Annotated in this window: 16 protein-coding genes; 1 reads left to right on the top strand and 15 read right to left on the bottom strand. The window is 65.5% G+C overall.

The genetic code is table 11. From position 1 onward, the window contains the following. Positions 1–10: 10 nt before the first annotated feature. The gene (locus tag ATO3_RS20800) at positions 11–652 is read right to left on the bottom strand and encodes a MarR family winged helix-turn-helix transcriptional regulator (RefSeq protein WP_088651831.1); all 642 of its coding nucleotides are present in this window, start codon (positions 650–652) and stop codon (positions 11–13) included. Between the two features lie 164 nt (positions 653–816). On the opposite strand from ATO3_RS20800, the gene ATO3_RS20795 reads away from it, so the two are divergent. After that, positions 817–2355, top strand: a complete 1539-nt coding sequence (locus tag ATO3_RS20795) for an MDR family MFS transporter (RefSeq protein WP_088651830.1) — start codon at positions 817–819, stop codon at positions 2353–2355. 74 nt (positions 2356–2429) lie between these two features. On the opposite strand, the gene ATO3_RS20790 is transcribed toward ATO3_RS20795, so the two are convergent. From ATO3_RS20790 to ATO3_RS20725, 14 genes are all read right to left on the bottom strand, one after another. Continuing rightward, a complete protein-coding gene (locus ATO3_RS20790) occupies positions 2430–3737 on the bottom strand; it encodes a P-loop NTPase family protein (RefSeq protein ID WP_088651829.1) in 1308 nt (435 codons plus the stop codon). Between the two features lie 143 nt (positions 3738–3880). Further along, positions 3881–4375, bottom strand: a complete 495-nt coding sequence (locus ATO3_RS20785; protein WP_233152239.1) for an A24 family peptidase — start codon at positions 4373–4375, stop codon at positions 3881–3883. A 4-nt stretch (positions 4376–4379) separates the two neighbouring features. After that, positions 4380–5225 (bottom strand): tetratricopeptide repeat protein, encoded by an 846-nt coding sequence (locus tag ATO3_RS20780; protein ID WP_088651827.1) that lies wholly within the window; start codon positions 5223–5225, stop codon positions 4380–4382. A gap of 53 nt (positions 5226–5278) precedes the next feature. Continuing rightward, positions 5279–5860, bottom strand: coding sequence for a tetratricopeptide repeat protein (locus tag ATO3_RS20775; protein ID WP_198963331.1), 582 nt, complete (start codon positions 5858–5860; stop codon positions 5279–5281). A gap of 4 nt (positions 5861–5864) precedes the next feature. Continuing rightward, a complete protein-coding gene (locus ATO3_RS20770; RefSeq protein WP_088651826.1) occupies positions 5865–6845 on the bottom strand; it encodes a type II secretion system F family protein in 981 nt (326 codons plus the stop codon). 9 nt (positions 6846–6854) lie between these two features. After that, positions 6855–7823, bottom strand: coding sequence for a type II secretion system F family protein (locus ATO3_RS20765; RefSeq protein ID WP_088651825.1), 969 nt, complete (start codon positions 7821–7823; stop codon positions 6855–6857). Continuing rightward, complete coding sequence (locus tag ATO3_RS20760; protein WP_233152238.1) at positions 7823–9313, bottom strand: CpaF family protein; 1491 nt, start codon at positions 9311–9313, stop codon at positions 7823–7825. The genes ATO3_RS20765 and ATO3_RS20760 overlap by 1 nt, the downstream gene beginning before the upstream one ends. A 33-nt stretch (positions 9314–9346) precedes the next feature. After that, the gene (locus ATO3_RS20755) at positions 9347–10582 is read right to left on the bottom strand and encodes an AAA family ATPase (RefSeq protein WP_088651824.1); all 1236 of its coding nucleotides are present in this window, start codon (positions 10580–10582) and stop codon (positions 9347–9349) included. Positions 10583–10788: 206 nt separating this feature from the next. Beyond that, a complete protein-coding gene (locus tag ATO3_RS20750) occupies positions 10789–11439 on the bottom strand; it encodes an OmpA family protein (RefSeq protein ID WP_408630824.1) in 651 nt (216 codons plus the stop codon). Positions 11440–11455: 16 nt separating this feature from the next. Next, on the bottom strand, positions 11456–12880 hold the full coding sequence (locus tag ATO3_RS20745; protein ID WP_088651822.1) for a type II and III secretion system protein family protein: 1425 nt from the start codon (positions 12878–12880) through the stop codon (positions 11456–11458). Between the two features lie 202 nt (positions 12881–13082). Further along, complete coding sequence (gene cpaB, locus ATO3_RS20740; RefSeq protein ID WP_088651821.1) at positions 13083–13934, bottom strand: Flp pilus assembly protein CpaB; 852 nt, start codon at positions 13932–13934, stop codon at positions 13083–13085. Between the two features lie 422 nt (positions 13935–14356). Beyond that, entirely contained in the window at positions 14357–14536 is a 180-nt protein-coding gene (locus ATO3_RS20735; RefSeq protein ID WP_088651820.1) for a hypothetical protein, read from the bottom strand. Between the two features lie 96 nt (positions 14537–14632). Further along, positions 14633–14818, bottom strand: coding sequence for a hypothetical protein (locus ATO3_RS20730; protein WP_088651819.1), 186 nt, complete (start codon positions 14816–14818; stop codon positions 14633–14635). 319 nt (positions 14819–15137) lie between these two features. Then, a complete protein-coding gene (locus ATO3_RS20725) occupies positions 15138–15323 on the bottom strand; it encodes a hypothetical protein (RefSeq protein ID WP_088651818.1) in 186 nt (61 codons plus the stop codon). Between the last annotated feature and the right edge of the window lie 36 nt (positions 15324–15359).

Here is a 15359-nt window from a genome sequence, read left to right as displayed (position 1 = left end):
TGCCGGTCGGTCAGGCCGCCGGCAGGGTCTTTTTCAGCTCGGCGGTCAGCTCCGAGATCTCGTGCGCGAAGCGTTCCCGGCCCAGCCGCCCGGCATCGTCGGTCCAGGCGACGAAGCGTTCCATCAACGGCACGAAGGCGGCGATCTCTTCATCCGTCCAGCCCGACAGGAATTCGCCAAGCACCAGGAACTTGAACCGGCGGGCGGCGAAGACGATGGCCTCGCCCCTTTCGGTGAGTTCGACGATGGTGCGGCGGGCGTCGCGCTGGCTGACGCTGCGCTGTGCGAGTTCCTTGGTGATCAGCTCGCTCACCAGGCGCGAGGCGCGCGACGGGTCGATCCGCAGGCGCGCGGCGATGGTGGAGACCATCGTCTCGTCCGTGCCCTCGTCGTCCCAGAATTCGTTCAGCGGCGGAGAGATCGCGAAGAGCACATCGAGCTGCGCGAGGTCGATCTCGTCCGAGAGGCCGAAGGCGTCCAGCGCGGCGGTGCCCAGCTCGCGCTTGGACACGCGGCGGCGCCATTGCTGGAGAGAAGCGTCGATGTCCAGGGCGGCCTCTGTCGTTCGGTGGTCGATCCCCGCCTTTTCCAGAAAGTCGGTGAGTTCGTTGCTGCAGCCTGCGATTGGCTTGTCCTCCGTTGGTGCCGGCATCCCCACCGGCCCTGTGTGCATTATACGTGACATTGACATGTAATTGCAATCTGCATATACCTGCCTGTGACACCCGTATTGTAAGCTCCGCAAGGGGCGGATGCCTCTGGTTCCGCTTGGTCTTCGGTCAGCGGGAGAGGCGAATTGGTCTCAAGGATTAACACGTGACAGAATCAATCCCAAGCTCCGCGGACGACCTGGAGCCCAGGCGGCTTATCGCGCTGTTCTTCGCGGTCTCGGCTGTGCTGTTTCTTGCGTCACTTGGCCAGACCGTGGTGACCACGGCGCTGCCCGTGATTCTGGGCGACCTGGGCGGTCTGGACCAGATCACCTGGGTGATCACCTCTTACCTGATGGCGGCGACGGTCAGCGCGCCGGTCTTTGGCAAGCTGGGCGATCTGTTTGGCCGCAAGATCGTGATGCAGGCGGGCATCGGCGTGTTCCTGGCGGGCTCGGTGCTTTGTGCGCTGGCGCCCGAGCTTTGGGTGCTGATCGTCGGCCGGTTCGTTCAGGGGCTGGGCGGCGGCGGGCTGATCGTGTCGTCGATGGCGACCGTGGCCGACAATGTCTCGCCGCGCGAGAGGGGGCGGTACCAGGGGATCCTGGGGTCGGTCTTTGGCCTGTCGACGGTGGTGGGGCCGCTGGCGGGGGGCTTCATCGTGCAGCATTTCAGCTGGCAGTGGATCTTCCTCGTGAACCTGCCGCTGGGGCTTGTCGCGATGACGGTGCTGTCTCTGGCGCTTCGGCGCACGCCCGGACGCGGCCGGGTGAAGATCGACTATGCCGGCGCGGCCAGCCTGACGGCGGTGCTGTCGCTGACCGTGCTGACGGCCAGCCTGGGCGGATCCGTCCTGCCCTGGAGCAGCCCGATGGTGATCGCGCTGATCCTGGCCGTGCTGGTGATGCTGGGCGTCTTCCTGCGGATCGAAAGCCGCGCCGAAGAACCGATCCTGCCGCTGCAGCTGTTCCGCATCAACAATTTCGTCGTCTCGAATTCGGTCGGCATGATCATCGGCGTGACGATGTTCGGCACGATCACCTTCGTGCCCTTCTTCATGCAGGTGGTGAAGGGGATGTCGCCGGCGGCCTCGGGCCTTTTCGTCTTTCCGATGATGGCGGGGCTGATCGGGGCCTCGACACTGGCGGGGCAGATCATGGCGCGCACCGGGCATTACCGGCTGCTGCCCGTGGCCTCGACCGCGGTGCTGTCGCTGGCGCTGGTGTCGATGGCGATGACCCATGCGCATACGCCGAACTGGTGGATCGCCGTCACCATGCTGTTCGTGGGGCTGGGCATCGGGCCGACGATGGGCGTGGGCGTGACCGCGATCCAGAACGCCGTGCCGCCGCAGATGATCGGGATCGGCACCGCCTCGGCCAACATGTTCCGCCTGATCGGCGGGTCGGTCGGTACGGCAACCTTCGGCGCGATCTTCGCCGCCGGTCTGCAATCCCGGCTGGATGGCGCTTTGGAAGGGGCGCCGCGCGGGCTGACGAACGAGATGATCGCCGCGATGGATCCGCAGATGCAGGAGATCGTGACCCAGGGCATCGCCGCGGCGCTGCACCCGGTGTTCTGGATTGCATGCGTGCTGTCGCTGCTGGCCTGCGGGATCTCGCTGCTGATGATCGAGCTGCCGTTGCAGGACAAGGCACCGGTGACCGGCCGGGGGCCGGGGCCGCAGGTGCAGCCGGCGGAATAGCGGCGCGCTAGAAGAGAGACACGGAGGAGAGGAGCGAGGCCCGGCGGCGATGCGCCCCGGGCCTCTTGCATTGCCTATTTCACGATATGTTCGTCGCGGACGAACATGTTGTCCCAGGCGCGGTCGATCAGCTCGGGCGTCATCTGGTAGGGGATGCCTTCGAATTCGCAGATCGCGATCATCTGGTCGATCAGGAACACCGGCTGGTAGTTGGCGAATTCGTTGTTGATCGTCGGGTATTTCGTCCGGATCAGGTGGACGAGCGCCTTCTCGTTCAGGGGCACCTTCTTCTTGCGCGCCACAAGCGCGAAGATCTTCAGGAAGTTCTCCTGGTCCGGCCCGTCGATCTTGATCTTGAAGAAGATCCGGCGCAGCGCCGCCTTGTCGAAGATCTCGTTCGGGTGGAAGTTGGTGGAGAAGATCACCAGCGTGTCGAAGGGCACCTCGAACTTCTCGCCCGATTGCAGGCCGAGGATGTCCTTGCCTTCCTCCAGCGGCACGATCCAGCGGTTGACCAGCGCCTGCGGCGGTTCGGCCTGACGCCCGAGGTCGTCGACGATGAAGATCCCGCCGGTGGATTTCAGCTGCAGCGGCGCCTGGTAGGTGCGCGCGGTGGGGTTGTAGACCAGGTCGAGCATCGACAGGCTCAGCTCTCCGCCGGTGACAACGGTGGGCCGTTCGCAGCAGACATAGCGCTGGTCGAACCGCCTGGCGCGGCGGAGCGAGCCGGGGTCGTCGACGATATCGGGCAGGGCGTTGTGCACGATCGGGTCGTAGACGGTGATGACCTGGCCGGCATATTCGATGGCGCGGGGCACGTAGACCCGATCGCCGAGCGCGTCGCGAATGCCGTTGGAAATCGAGGATTTGCCGTTGCCGGGCGGGCCGTACATCAGGATCGAGCGGCCGGCGCTGACGGCGGGGCCCAGGTGATCGAGCAGCGAGGACGGCAGGATCAGGTGGCCCATGGCGGTGGTCAGCTGGTCGCGCGTGACCTGGATGTTGCGGATCGACTGGCGTTTGACCTGCTCGGAATAGATGTGCAGCGGCACCGGCATGGCGCCGAAATATTCCGACTGTGACAGCGCATCCAGCGCGCGGCTTCTGCCCTGGTCGGTCAGCTGGTAGCCCATCTCGTTGCCGGAATTGGCGTTGAGCGTGCCGGTGGCTTCCAGCAGCTTCTGTTCGCGGGCGAGGTCCACGAGTTCCTGGGTGATCGGGACCGGCAGACAGATCGCCTGGCTGATCTCGCTTACCAGGTCGAGCGTCTTGCGGAACATGGTCTTGAGCAGGATGTCCCGCATCATGACCATGGGCAGCTCGATCTCGGCGAGTGTCCTGGGAGAGGGGGGCGCGGTGACGCCCACGGGCTGCATGTTCATCGGTCGGGTCCCCGGTTTCGTCGGGGATCGTGGTGCCACGGGATTGTGGCGGAAATCGGGGAAAAGGGTGGAGCGAGGCGGGCGCGATGGCGGCTGTGGTGCAAGAATTTTAGTCTAAAATTCTTGGGCCGCGGGGGCGCGGGTCAGCTCCCGTAGAGCGCGCCGAGGATGAGGTAGAAGGCCAGCGTGCCGCCCAGGGCCAGGCCCATGGGAAAATCGCCGGTCTTGTTCCAGCTGTCCCAGTGCGGCGCGACGCGGCGCAGGGGCGTGTGCTTGATCACGCGGTGGGTGACCACGGCGGCCAGCAGCACGGCAGCCAGCAGCTTTATCAGGGCCGGGATATCGCCCATGTCGATGAAGGGCGCGGCAGCGGCGATGAACTTGGAATCCCCCGCACCCATGGCGCCGGCGGCGTTCAGCGCGATGCCGATCCCCAGCGCGGCGGCCATCTGCACCCAGCGCCAGCCGTAATCGGGCAGGGGCATGAGGAAGGGGCCCAGCACCACGAAGACCAGCGCAAGACAGATCACCGCCTGGTTGGTGATGCGCATTGCGCGCAGGTCGGTGAAGGCGACGTAGAGGCAGATCGGCAGCACGAAGGGCACGAAGACCAGGGCCTGTGTCGCCGGGATCTGCACGGCCTCAGGCCTCCAGCGCCTGCAGCGCGCGCGAGGCGGCCTCGAAATGCTGCGGATGGGTGTCGATGGCATCGCGCAGAAGGCTCTTGCCGGTCTCGACGTCGCCCTGCTTGATCGCCGAAAGCGCCATCGTGTGCAGCAGCTGCGCGCGTTCGACCTGGTCCATCGGGATCACTGGAAGGATATAGTTGCGTTGTGCGCCACGGGCCAGGACGATGTTGTTCTTGGCGGTGAACAATGTCGGATCCTGGCGGATCGCCTCGCCGAACAGCCGCTCGGCCTCGGCGAAATCGCCGCGCGAGAGCTTGGAATAGCCCCAGTTGTTCAGCACGCCCGAGGGCTGCGTGGTCAGGCCCACGGCGACCTCGTAGAAGCTGTCGGCGCGGGTCCATTCCTTGTTGCCGTCGGCGACCATCGCCTCCAGCCGGTAGCGCTTGAAGGTCTCGTGGGTGGGCGGCACCTGGTCGAGGACGGTTTCGGCCTGGTCCCATTGCCCGGCGCGGATCAGCGCGTCGGCCAGTTCGACCTTGTCGTCGGCGGTGCTGCCCGGCATGGCGACGACCTTCTTCCAGGCGGCCACGCCCTCGGTCGAGCGTTTGGCGCGCACCAGCGACAGCGCGAGCCCGCGCTGCAGGTCGATCCGGTCGGGCGTGTCGCCGGTGGCGCGGGTGAAATAGCTGACCGCCTCGTTCGGGTCGGCGACGGTCAGCATGACCTCGTTCAGGTTGCTTTCATCGACGACGTTGACCTCCTGGAAGGCGCGTTCGACGGTTTCCTCACCCTTGTCGGCACAGGCCGACAGGCCCGAGACCGCTGCCAGGGCGACTGGCAGGATATACCGATGGCGCATTTTCCTGCGTCCCTTGCTGCTCTTGCCTCATGGTGCCCCGCTGGGCGCCCCCTTCAGGGGGTCTGTGTCAGGAGGACAACGCCTCCCCGGCGCACCAATGCATAGTCATCGCTTTGATCACCGACAGTATCAGGAAATTCGTTTTTTGCGAGTGCCAGGCGCAAATTATCCCGGATTGAGTCACTTTCGCCATTATCCAGCGCGTAGGCCTTCCGAAAGACACCTTCGGCCTCCGACCATTCGCCCCGTTCCATCAGCAGCACGCCCAGGTTGTTCCAGGCATCGGGCCAGTCGGGGCGGGCTTCGGTCGCGCGGCGCAGCTGGCTTTCGGCCTGGCCCAGCCGGCCGAGGCCAAGGTTGGCGGTGCCCACGCCCAGCAGGATCTCGGGCGACATGCCGTCGTCCAGGGCGGCGCGGGTATAGGCCTCGAGCGCGAGTTCGTAGTGGCCGGCATCGACCAGCCGGTTGCCGACGACGAGCCCGTCGACGGCCGGTTTGCGCAGGTTGACGCCCGGGGCATAGACTCCGTCCGTGCCCGACGGCGCGATCCCGGGCTGGGAACACGCCGCCAGGGCCATCAGGCCCAGAAGGAAGGTGCCGACCCTTGCCTGACGGCCGGCACCGGGGAATGTCATTGGTCTAGTTGCTCATGTTGCCCAGGTTGGCGATGCCGTTGGCCGAAGGTCCGACAAGGATGATCAGCAGCGGCGGCACCGTAAGCGTCATTGTGGCAAGCGTCATTTTGGTTGGCAACTTGTTTGCCGCCTCTTCGGCGCGCATCACGCGCTTGTCGCGCATCTCGCCGGCATAGACCCGCAGCGCCTCGGCGATGGATGTGCCGAAGCTTTGCGACTGGATCATCACGGTCACGAACGACGACACGTCCTGCACGCCGCAGCGGGTGGCGAAGTCGCGCAGCACGCGCTCCTTGTCCTTGCCCGCCTTCATCTCGTGCGAGACGATCTCGAATTCGTCGGCAAGGTCGGGGAAGGAGGCGCGGATCTCCTTAGCGACGCGGATGATCGCCTGATCCAGCGACTGGCCGGCCTCGACGCAGACAAGCATCATGTCGAGCGCGTCGGGAAAGCCCTGGGTGATCTTCTCCTTGCGCTCCTCGACCCGGCGGGTGACCCAGTATTTCGGCAGCAGGTAGCCCACGGCGCCGGGGCCCAGCAGGTACATCAGCCGCTGCTGCGTCTCCATCCCGTCGCCGTGGCCCAGCAGGATGACGTAGGTGAAGCCGATGACCAGCCCGATGATACCCAGCGCGAACTGCATGAAGGTATAAAGCCGCACCGCGTCCTTGGACATGTAGCCGGCCTGCCGCAGCTTCAGCTGCATCGACGACAGCTCTTCCTGGTTCTGCGGTTCGAGGAAGGTGGCGAACCGGTCGAGCTGTTCGTTCCGCCCGGCCTGGCGCAGACGCTCTTTCTTGGGCTTGCCCTTCTTCTCTTCGCTGTTGGAGCGCTGGAGCTTCTTCAGCGGATCCTCGGGCTGGTTCAGCAGCAGCGGCACGGTCACGAGGATCATGACAAGGCCGATCACGCCCACGGCGATCAGCGGGCCGAAGGGGCCCAGCGAGCCGGTGAGGATGTCGTTGATATTCTGAATGAAATCCATCGGCTGACCTCAGACCTTGATGTTGGTGAGCATGCGCATCACGAAGACGTTTGCGGTCAGCATGATGCCGACGATGAAACAGGCGGGGATGAAATAGGCGTGGTCCAGCACCTCGTCGTAATAGCCGGGATCGTTGGCCAGGATCGCGACGAGGCAGAACAGCGGGAAGCCCGACAGGAACTTGCCCGACCATTGCGCTTCGGCGGTGATGGCCTTCACCCGGCGGAACAGGCGGAAGCGGGCGCGGATCACCTTGGCCAGCCCGGCGAGGATCTCGGCCAGGTTGCCGCCCGATTGCTGCTGGATGGTCACGGCGACGGCGAGGAAGCGGAGATCCTGCAGGTCGAGCCGTTCGGACATCTCTTTCAGCGCGTCGCCCATGTCGCGGCCATAGGCGCTTTCGTCGGCGATGATGCCGAATTCGGTGGCCAGCGGGTCCTCGACCTCCTTGGCGACGATCTGCACGGCGGAGGAGAACGGGTGACCGACGCGCAGGGAGCGGACCATGAGTTCCACCGCGTCGGGCAGCTGTTCCTGGATCATGTCGATCCGCTTCTTGGCCTTCTTGTTGACCCACATGTAGACGGCGGCGACGCCGATGCCGATCGAGGCGGCGATGCGGATCGGCAGATCGGCGGTGGTGCCGACCGAGAGCCCGACGAAGGCCACCGCGGCCAGCCCGCCCATCAGCATGATCAGCTGGCGGGGCGAAAACGCGATCGCCGCCTTCTGCGCCTTGTCGGCGAGCAGGGAATACAGCGGGATCGACTGCGACTTCATGTGCTGCTGCATCTCCTTGCGGAGTTGCTCCAGCACCTGTTCGCGGCCCGCGCCCTTGTCGAGCATCTCGAGCCGGCGGTTGACCTTGCTGTTGAGGCTGATCGACTTGCCGAAGGCGACCAGGTAGACGCCTTCGACCAGGACGAGAACGCCGATGAAGATCAGGCCATAGATGACCGGTTCTGCCGAAAGTTGCATCAGCGGGTCTCCATCCGGGTGGGTTCGTAGATCGAGGCGGGCAGGTCATAGCCCCACATGCGGAACCGTTCCGAGAAATGGCTGCGCACGCCGGTGGCGGTGAAATGGCCGATGATCTTGTTGTCGGGGGTGAGGCCGACGCGCTGGTAGCGAAAGATCTCCTGCATGGAGATCACGTCGCCTTCCATGCCGGTCACCTCGGTGATCGAGGTCATCCGGCGCGAGCCGTCCTGCAGGCGCGAGGCCTGCACGATCAGGTTGACGGCGCTGGCGATCTGCGAGCGCACCGCCTTGATCGGCATTTCGATCCCGGCCATGGCGATCATGTTTTCGAGGCGCGAGATCCCGTCGCGGGCCGAGTTGGCGTGGATCGTGGTCATGGATCCGTCGTGGCCGGTGTTCATCGCCTGCAGCATGTCGATCACCTCGGATCCGCGCGTCTCGCCGACGATGATGCGGTCGGGGCGCATCCGCAGGGCGTTCTTGAGACAGTCGCGCGGGCTGACCTCGCCCTTGCCCTCGACGTTGGGCGGGCGGCTTTCCATGCGGCCGACATGGGTCTGCTGCAGCTGGAGTTCGGCGGTGTCCTCGATCGTGAGGATCCGTTCCGAGTTGTCGATGAAGGAGCTGAGCGCGTTGAGCGTTGTCGTCTTGCCCGAGCCGGTCCCGCCCGAGACGATGATGTTCAGCCGGGTGGCGACGGCGGCCTGGAGATAGGCGGCCATCTCTTCGGTGAAGGCGCCGAAATTGACCAGGTCGTCGATCTGCAGCTTGTCCTTCTTGAACTTCCGGATCGACACCAGAGAGCCATCCACCGCGATGGGCGGCACCATGGCGTTGAAGCGCGACCCGTCCTTGAGACGGGCGTCGACATAGGGGTTCGATTCGTCCACGCGCCGGCCCACGGCCGAGACGATCTTGTCGATGATCCGCAGCAGGTGGCGTTCGTCCTTGAAGGTGACGTCGCTGAGTTCGAGCTTGCCGTTGCGTTCGATGAAGATCTGGTGCGGGCCGTTGACGAGGATATCGTTGACCGTGTCGTCCTGCAGCAGCGTCTCCAGCGGGCCGAGGCCGCGAACCTCGTCGTAGAGTTCCTTGTTCAGGGTCTGCCGGTCATCGCGGTTCAGGACGATGCCCTTGTCCTCGAGGATCTCGCCGGTGATCTGGCTGATCTCGTTGCGCAGGTCCTTCTCGGACGCGGTTTCCAGCGCGGCGAGGTTCAGGTGTTCGAGAAGGTCGCGGTGCAGCTCGAGCTTGATCTCCTGCATCCGCTCCTTGCGCTTGCGCTCTTTCTCGGCGCCCTGCACGTCGGCGGGGCGCGCGGCCTGCTGCGGGCGGCGCAGCGAGGTCGGCTTGGCCGGTGCCACCTGCGGCTGTTGCGGGGCGGCGGGGGCGCTGGCCTGTTCGGCCGGCGCCTGGGGCAGCGCCCTGGCGGCGGAGGGCACCTTTTTGGGCGCGCCGTCGGTGCTTTTCTTGTAGCGTGAGAACATCGGTTACCCCCGGGGTACGTACGTGCCGGCCGGTCAGGCTGCGGCGGCCTCGTTCCGGCCCAGTTCATGGACTGACTTGGCGAGTTTCAGGATTTCCTTGCGCAGCGGGTTCTTGGCCGCCGACGCGGCCAGAGGCAGGCCATGGTCGCAGCATTGCGGCACCTGGCGCCCGCCGTCGGGCAGCTGCAGGTCGATCGAGATGCCCAGGGATTCGGCCATCCGCTTGACCCGGCTCTTGCCGCTGAGGTCGGTGAATTTCGGCGCCCGGTTCAGGACAAAGCGCAGCTTGCTGAAGGGCAGGTCCTCGGATTGCAGGGCCCGCTTCAGGCGCAGCGTGTTCTGGGCCGAGCGCATGTCGAGCTCAAGCAGCGCGAAATAGACATGGGCGGCCTGCAGGACCGTTTCGCTCCATTGCACGATGGTCGAGGGCAGATCGACCACGACATAGTCGAAATGCTTGCGCGCCATGGCGATGATGCGCTCCACGTCCTCGGGGCCGATCAGGTCCAGCGGCAGCATGTCGGTGGGCGCGGTCAGCACCTGAAGCTTGTCCTCGAAGGACAGCAGGGCGGCGCCGAAGACCTCGTCGTCCATCTCCTCGGTGTCGGTCAGCATCTCGAACACCGCCTCGCGGCGGGGCAGGTCGAGATAGGTCGCGACCGAGCCGAATTGAAGGTCCAGGTCGATCAGGCAGACGGAATGGGGGTGGTCGTCCTCGATATTGGCCAGCTCCCACGCGAGGTTCACCGCCAGTGTCGTGGCGCCGGACCCGCCGGCCAGCCCATGGGCGACCAGCAGCGCGCCTTCCTTGTCGGTACCGGATTTCAGCACGGGGGCCGGTGGCGGCGTCTGTTCGGGGGGCGGCGCATCGTTCAGCCGGTCGATCGCCATCTGCAGCTCCTGCTCGGGCAGGGGGTAGGGGACGAATTCGTCCGCGCCCTTGCGCAGCAGCTGGTGCAGCGAGGCCGGGGTCACGTCCTCGGCGATGAGGATGACCCTGATGTCACGGGCCTTGGCCTGGGTGATGATCTCTCCCAGCAGGACAAGGTTGTCTTCGTCGGCGGAATCGATGGCAATTGCGACAAATTCAAGGCCGTCGGCCTCGGGCTGGCCGAAGAAGGCCAGCGCCTCGGCAAAGCCAAGATCGCCCCAGCTTTCGCCCATGGCCGTTTCCATGTCCTCGATCAGCAGATCGAAGTTCTGAACGTCCCGGCTGATCGTGCAGGCGACGATCGGCGTCGGCTCTGGTTGCGGCATCGCACCACTCATCTTTCGGTCCCTCTTCCAGCGTAGACGGAGTCCGGTAAACAAAGACCTTTTCTCCGGGGACCTGGGCGCCGGGCGATGAAACGGGAATCGGCCGGGGCGCAGGTGGCCCACGTTCTGCAATCTCGGGGGGAATGGTGGCGAGATTGGGGCTCAAAAGCCCCAATTGTAGGGAAAACGGCTACGGTGAGGCGCCGTCCCTTCGATTGTCAGTCGGCGAGAACTTCGCTCTCGATCCCGGTCAGGGTCGTGGCGGATGCCGCGCTTTGGACGTAATCCCGGTAAATGATCTGGGCATACTTGCCGTCCATCACCGTCGGGTGCCGCCCGACGAAGCCCGAGACCTGGGTCACCGTGCGCCGGTTCGCGCGCTCGCGGCCCGAGGTCACGATGGCGGGCTGGGTCTCTCCGAAGGACACCAGCGCCTCGAGCCGGGAACGGCTGATGCCGTGGCTGGTCAGGTAGGCGACGGCCGCCTGGGCCCGGCGCAGGCCGAGCTGCTTGTTGTAGGCGGCGGAGCCCACGGCGTCGGTGTGGCCGTAGACGCTGAAGCGTACTTCGGGGAACTGGCGGATCCACTGGGCCTGCCGCGTCAGCGTGGCGCGCGCCGTGTTGTCGAGATAGGCGCTGTCGAAGGCGAAGGTGATCGTCGTTGGCACTTCGGCCGAGAACCTGTCGTTCAGCGTGTCGACATATTGCTTGGCGCCGGTCTGGACCTGCTCGTTGTTATAGCTTGCATCCCCGAAGGTGCCGCCGTCGACCTCGTAGCCGGCCTCGTAGTTGCAGCCCGCGAGGAGGACAAGGGCGAGCGCGGACGCCATGGCCCAGGCCCTTTTGGCCGCCTTGCTGTCGCCCGTCATCGCCGCCGTCTCCCGCTCAATCCATGACATAGCCGTAGGACCCGTTGAAATCCTGGCTGGCGACTTCGCCCGCCGCGCCGCCCCTGGGCCGGTTGGTATCGGCGACCTTTCCGAACAGGAACAGGTCGCGTTCGCTGGGCGGCCGGACCCGGTCGGTGGGCAGGGCCAGTGCCTCGCCCCGCGTGGGCGTGACGAGATGCGCGGTGATGATGATCACCAGCTCGGTGTTGTTGCGCTGGTAATCGGCGCTGCGGAACAGCGCGCCCAGCACCGGCACATCGCCCAGCCAGGGCAGCTGCGCGGCACTGTCGAGGAAGCTGTCCTCGATCAGGCCGGCGATGGCAAAGCTTTCGCCGTCGCGCAGTTCGACCGTGGTGGAGGTGGTGCGCAGGGTGAAGGCGTCGATCTCGAAGCCGTTGACGACGATGCCGTTGGAACTGTCGATGGCCGAGACCGAGGCTTCGAGTTCGAGGTTGATGACGTCGTTGTCGATCACGCGCGGTATGAAGTTCAGCGCTATACCGAAGGGTTTGAACTCGACCCCGATCTGGCCCAGGTCCTGGGCGATCGGCACGGGATATTCGCCGCCGGCCAGGAACTTGGCCTCCTGGCCCGACAGCGCGGTCAGGTTCGGTTCGGCCAGCGAGCGCACGACGCCCTTCTGTTCCAGCGCCTCCAGCAGCAGGCCCACCTGCATCGATCCGGCGTTGAAACCGAACAGCACGGCACCGGTATTCTCGTTTGTCGCCGGGATGTTGCCGTTGAACGCACGGTTCACCGCGCCAGAGGTGTTCAGCGTGCCGGTGCCGCCGCTGACGCCAAGGTTGGAGCCGAACATCGTGCCGTTCAGCCCCAGCGAGGCGGACAGGGATTTCGAGACCGAGCGCTGCATCTCGGCAAAGCGGACCTTCAGCATGACCTGCTGCACGCCGCCGACGCTCATCAGGTTCGACACCCGTTCGGGCGCATAGCGTTCGGCCAGGTCCAGCGCGCGCTGCATGCGCTGCGTGCTGGACACCATGCCCGACAGCACGATGCCGTCATTTGCGGTGCGCACCTCGATCCGCTCGTCGGGCAGGATCTGGCGCAGGCGTTCCTTGAATTCGGTCACATCGGCCGAGACCTTGACCGTCACGTTGGTGATCAGCTGGCCGGCGCCGTCCAGCAGCGTCAGCGTGGTCAACCCCGGGCTCTTGCCCAGAACATAGATCGTGCGGTCCGACAGCGACGAGATATCGGCAATGCCGGGGTTGGCGATCGACAGCTCGGCGAAGGGCACGTCGCTTTCGACGACCACGGCGCGGTTCATCGGCACGTCAAGCGTCGAGGCGGCCCCGCGATTGACCTCGCGCAGGATCTCGGCCGAGACCGCGCCTGGCATCTGCGCGACGGCAACCGACAGCCCCAGAAGGGCCGCGCCGAACGTCTTCCGAATTGTCATGTGACCTGCCTTTCCGATCACGCCTCTGGGGTCGGGTCTTTGCGCCCGGACTTGGCATCACCTTGCGAGACTTTCGGCTTTTTTGCAACGCTGACGCGCCCGGCTCGCCCGGGCGTTGTGGACAAGTCGCAACACAGGCCATGAAAAATGCCGCCCCGGAGTGATTGGGGCGGCAGTCGGGGACAGGCTGGGCCGTTGCGGATCAGTTGGTGCAGGGGATCGGGATGTCGACCACCTCGGCCCCGCGGCGGGTGCGGATGGTGCAGACCTTGGCTTCCTGCTTCTGCGGGGCGCGGTCATCCTCGATCCCCAGCAGGATGCGCTGGTCCATGTCCATGGCCGCGGCCACGGTGTCATCCCCGGCGCCGACAAGAGCCAGCGACAGGCGGCCGGTGTTCTGGCCCTGCGCCAGGGCCGCGACCTGCTGAGGGTCGGCCGCCACGGTGACGGTCCGGGCGATGACGGTGCCGTCGATGTCGCCGCCGGCGGTCTGGTCGATGGCGATCAGCTGGATGTTGGTGCCGATCAACTTGGTCAGCTCGCCGTTGCCGCCCTCGAAGGCGCCGCGCAGGGACCCGGTCCAGTAGACGTCCACCCGGTCGCCCGGCCGCAGAAAGCCCGACACGCCGGTGGCCACGTCGACCCGGATGGCATAGGCGCGCATGCCGCGTTCCAGCCGCGAGGTGATACCGGCATCCTCGCCCGGTTCGGTGACCTTGAGCGCGAGGATCGCCTCGTCCTTCTCCATGGCGCGCAGGACATAGCGGTTCTCGCCATTGTCGGCGAAAAGCGCCTCGGCCGAGGTGAAGGCGCCTTCGGGTATGGCGTTCTCGGGCCAGCGGACGGGGCGGACATCGTCCTCGGCAAGGATCTCGCCATAGCGCAGGGCACGCCGGGCGACCATGACGTCGACGGTGGGCACGGCGGCCTCGCGGGCCGACCGTTCGCGGGCGAGTTCCGTCTGGTAGGCGGAGATGTAGTTTTTGGCCATCATCACGGCACCGCCCGCAAGGGCGACCCCGACGATCAGGACCAGTCCGAATACTGCACGCATCCTCGGTACCTCTTTGTGGTCTTTCGCCGTTTGCGGGACGAAAGGGTGAAGCTGTCTGATCTGATGGACGGAATGGCCCCGGAATGTGTCCAAATCAGGGACAGGGCAGGGAGCCGTTGCGGCATTTCGGGGCGGTTTGTCGGGCCGGGCGCCGCGATAGGAAACCTGGCGGCCACGCGGCAAGCGGCGCGGCGCGGGGCAGGGCGGTGTCCAGGGATGGCTGGGGGCAGACCGGACCGGGCGGCCCGGATTCTCCGGGCGGCGCGTGGGGCCGGCAGGGCAGGTGGCTGCCGCGACGGGTCCGCAGCACCTCTTGGCGATCGAGGCAGGCCGATCCCGGCTGCGCGGCCTGCATGTCCACGGGGACAGCCTGCCGGAAAGGGATCAATCGTTTACGGGCGCATCTTGCCGTGCGGACCGATTTATTCGACCTGCACGTTGGTCAGGTAGTCGCCGACACCGGATCCGACACCGCCGGATGCGTTCTGGATCGAGAAGTAGGCCGTTCCCGCCAGCGCCACGACAGCGGCGGTCAGGACCACCCAGTCGACGGTGACAGCACCGTCTTCGTCGTGCCAGAGCTTTGAAAATATCTTGAACATCGGAAATTCCTCTTCTTGGCAGGGTGCTGAGAAAAAGCGGCCACGCCCTGGATAGCAAGGCGTGGCCGGATGGCTTCGATTGACCCTGGGTCGATCTTAGGAGCCGGACGGTGCCTTGCCTTCGATGAAGGAGCCGGTCGAGCTGGTCAGGTTGGACGCGCCGGACTCGATCGAGGTGTAGGCGGCGCCGGCCAGGGCGACGACGGCTGCGGTCAGCACGACCCAGTCAACCGTGACAGCGCCGTCTTCGTCTTTGCGGAAGTTTTTGATGAACTTGATCATTGGTGTCCCTCCAGGGATTTGAGTGTGAGCGTCTCCGCGCTGTCCTTTCGTGCCGGCTCTCTCCAACCGGCCGTCCATCGCGGTATGGGGACATTTAGCCGCCGGATTGGGGCGGGAATGCGGCGTGAAAAGAGGTATTTCCTTGTTCTCGCCGCCGTTTGGGAAACGGTCATGCGCGATTGTGGAAACCGGGGCGTCAATCGTCTGGCTGGGCGTCCAAGGGGGGGGCCGCGACGCGGACGATGCCGGCATCGCAAACGAGAAGGGGCCGCGCCATATGGCGCGGCCCCCTTCATGAGCGGATCGGGAAAGGCCGACCTTACGAGCCCGACGGAGCCTTGCCTTCGATGAACGAACCGGTCGAGCTGGTCAGGTCGGATGCGCCGGACTGGATCGAGGTGTAGGCGGCACCTGCCAGGGCGACGACAGCTGCGGTCAGCACGACCCAGTCAACCGTGACAGCGCCGTCTTCGTTCTTGCGGAAGTTCTTGATGAACTTGATCATTGTGATGTCCCTCCAAAGGATCAGAAGTTGGGTTCA

The organism is Marinibacterium profundimaris (genome assembly GCF_002210095.1).
Taxonomy (GTDB): Bacteria; Pseudomonadota; Alphaproteobacteria; order Rhodobacterales; family Rhodobacteraceae; genus Marinibacterium; species Marinibacterium profundimaris.
Note: the sequence above shows the minus strand (reverse complement) of the source record. Positions and strands in the feature narration are given on the sequence as shown.

Excerpts from the sequence above, each read along its gene's own strand:
- ATO3_RS20800 (WP_088651831.1), bottom strand. The coding sequence starts at position 652 with ATGCCGGCACCAACGGAGGACAAGCCAATCGCAGGCTGCAGCAACGAA.
- ATO3_RS20790 (WP_088651829.1), bottom strand. The coding sequence starts at position 3,737 with ATGAACATGCAGCCCGTGGGCGTCACCGCGCCCCCCTCTCCCAGGACA.
- ATO3_RS20780 (WP_088651827.1), bottom strand. The coding sequence starts at position 5,225 with ATGCGCCATCGGTATATCCTGCCAGTCGCCCTGGCAGCGGTCTCGGGC.
- ATO3_RS20775 (WP_198963331.1), bottom strand. The coding sequence starts at position 5,860 with ATGACATTCCCCGGTGCCGGCCGTCAGGCAAGGGTCGGCACCTTCCTT.
- ATO3_RS20770 (WP_088651826.1), bottom strand. The coding sequence starts at position 6,845 with ATGGATTTCATTCAGAATATCAACGACATCCTCACCGGCTCGCTGGGC.
- ATO3_RS20765 (WP_088651825.1), bottom strand. The coding sequence starts at position 7,823 with ATGCAACTTTCGGCAGAACCGGTCATCTATGGCCTGATCTTCATCGGC.
- ATO3_RS20760 (WP_233152238.1), bottom strand. The coding sequence starts at position 9,313 with ATGTTCTCACGCTACAAGAAAAGCACCGACGGCGCGCCCAAAAAGGTG.
- ATO3_RS20755 (WP_088651824.1), bottom strand. The coding sequence starts at position 10,582 with ATGAGTGGTGCGATGCCGCAACCAGAGCCGACGCCGATCGTCGCCTGC.
- ATO3_RS20750 (WP_408630824.1), bottom strand. The coding sequence starts at position 11,439 with ATGACGGGCGACAGCAAGGCGGCCAAAAGGGCCTGGGCCATGGCGTCC.
- ATO3_RS20745 (WP_088651822.1), bottom strand. The coding sequence starts at position 12,880 with ATGACAATTCGGAAGACGTTCGGCGCGGCCCTTCTGGGGCTGTCGGTT.
- cpaB (WP_088651821.1), bottom strand. The coding sequence starts at position 13,934 with ATGCGTGCAGTATTCGGACTGGTCCTGATCGTCGGGGTCGCCCTTGCG.
- ATO3_RS20735 (WP_088651820.1), bottom strand. The coding sequence starts at position 14,536 with ATGTTCAAGATATTTTCAAAGCTCTGGCACGACGAAGACGGTGCTGTC.
- ATO3_RS20730 (WP_088651819.1), bottom strand. The coding sequence starts at position 14,818 with ATGATCAAGTTCATCAAAAACTTCCGCAAAGACGAAGACGGCGCTGTC.
- ATO3_RS20725 (WP_088651818.1), bottom strand. The coding sequence starts at position 15,323 with ATGATCAAGTTCATCAAGAACTTCCGCAAGAACGAAGACGGCGCTGTC.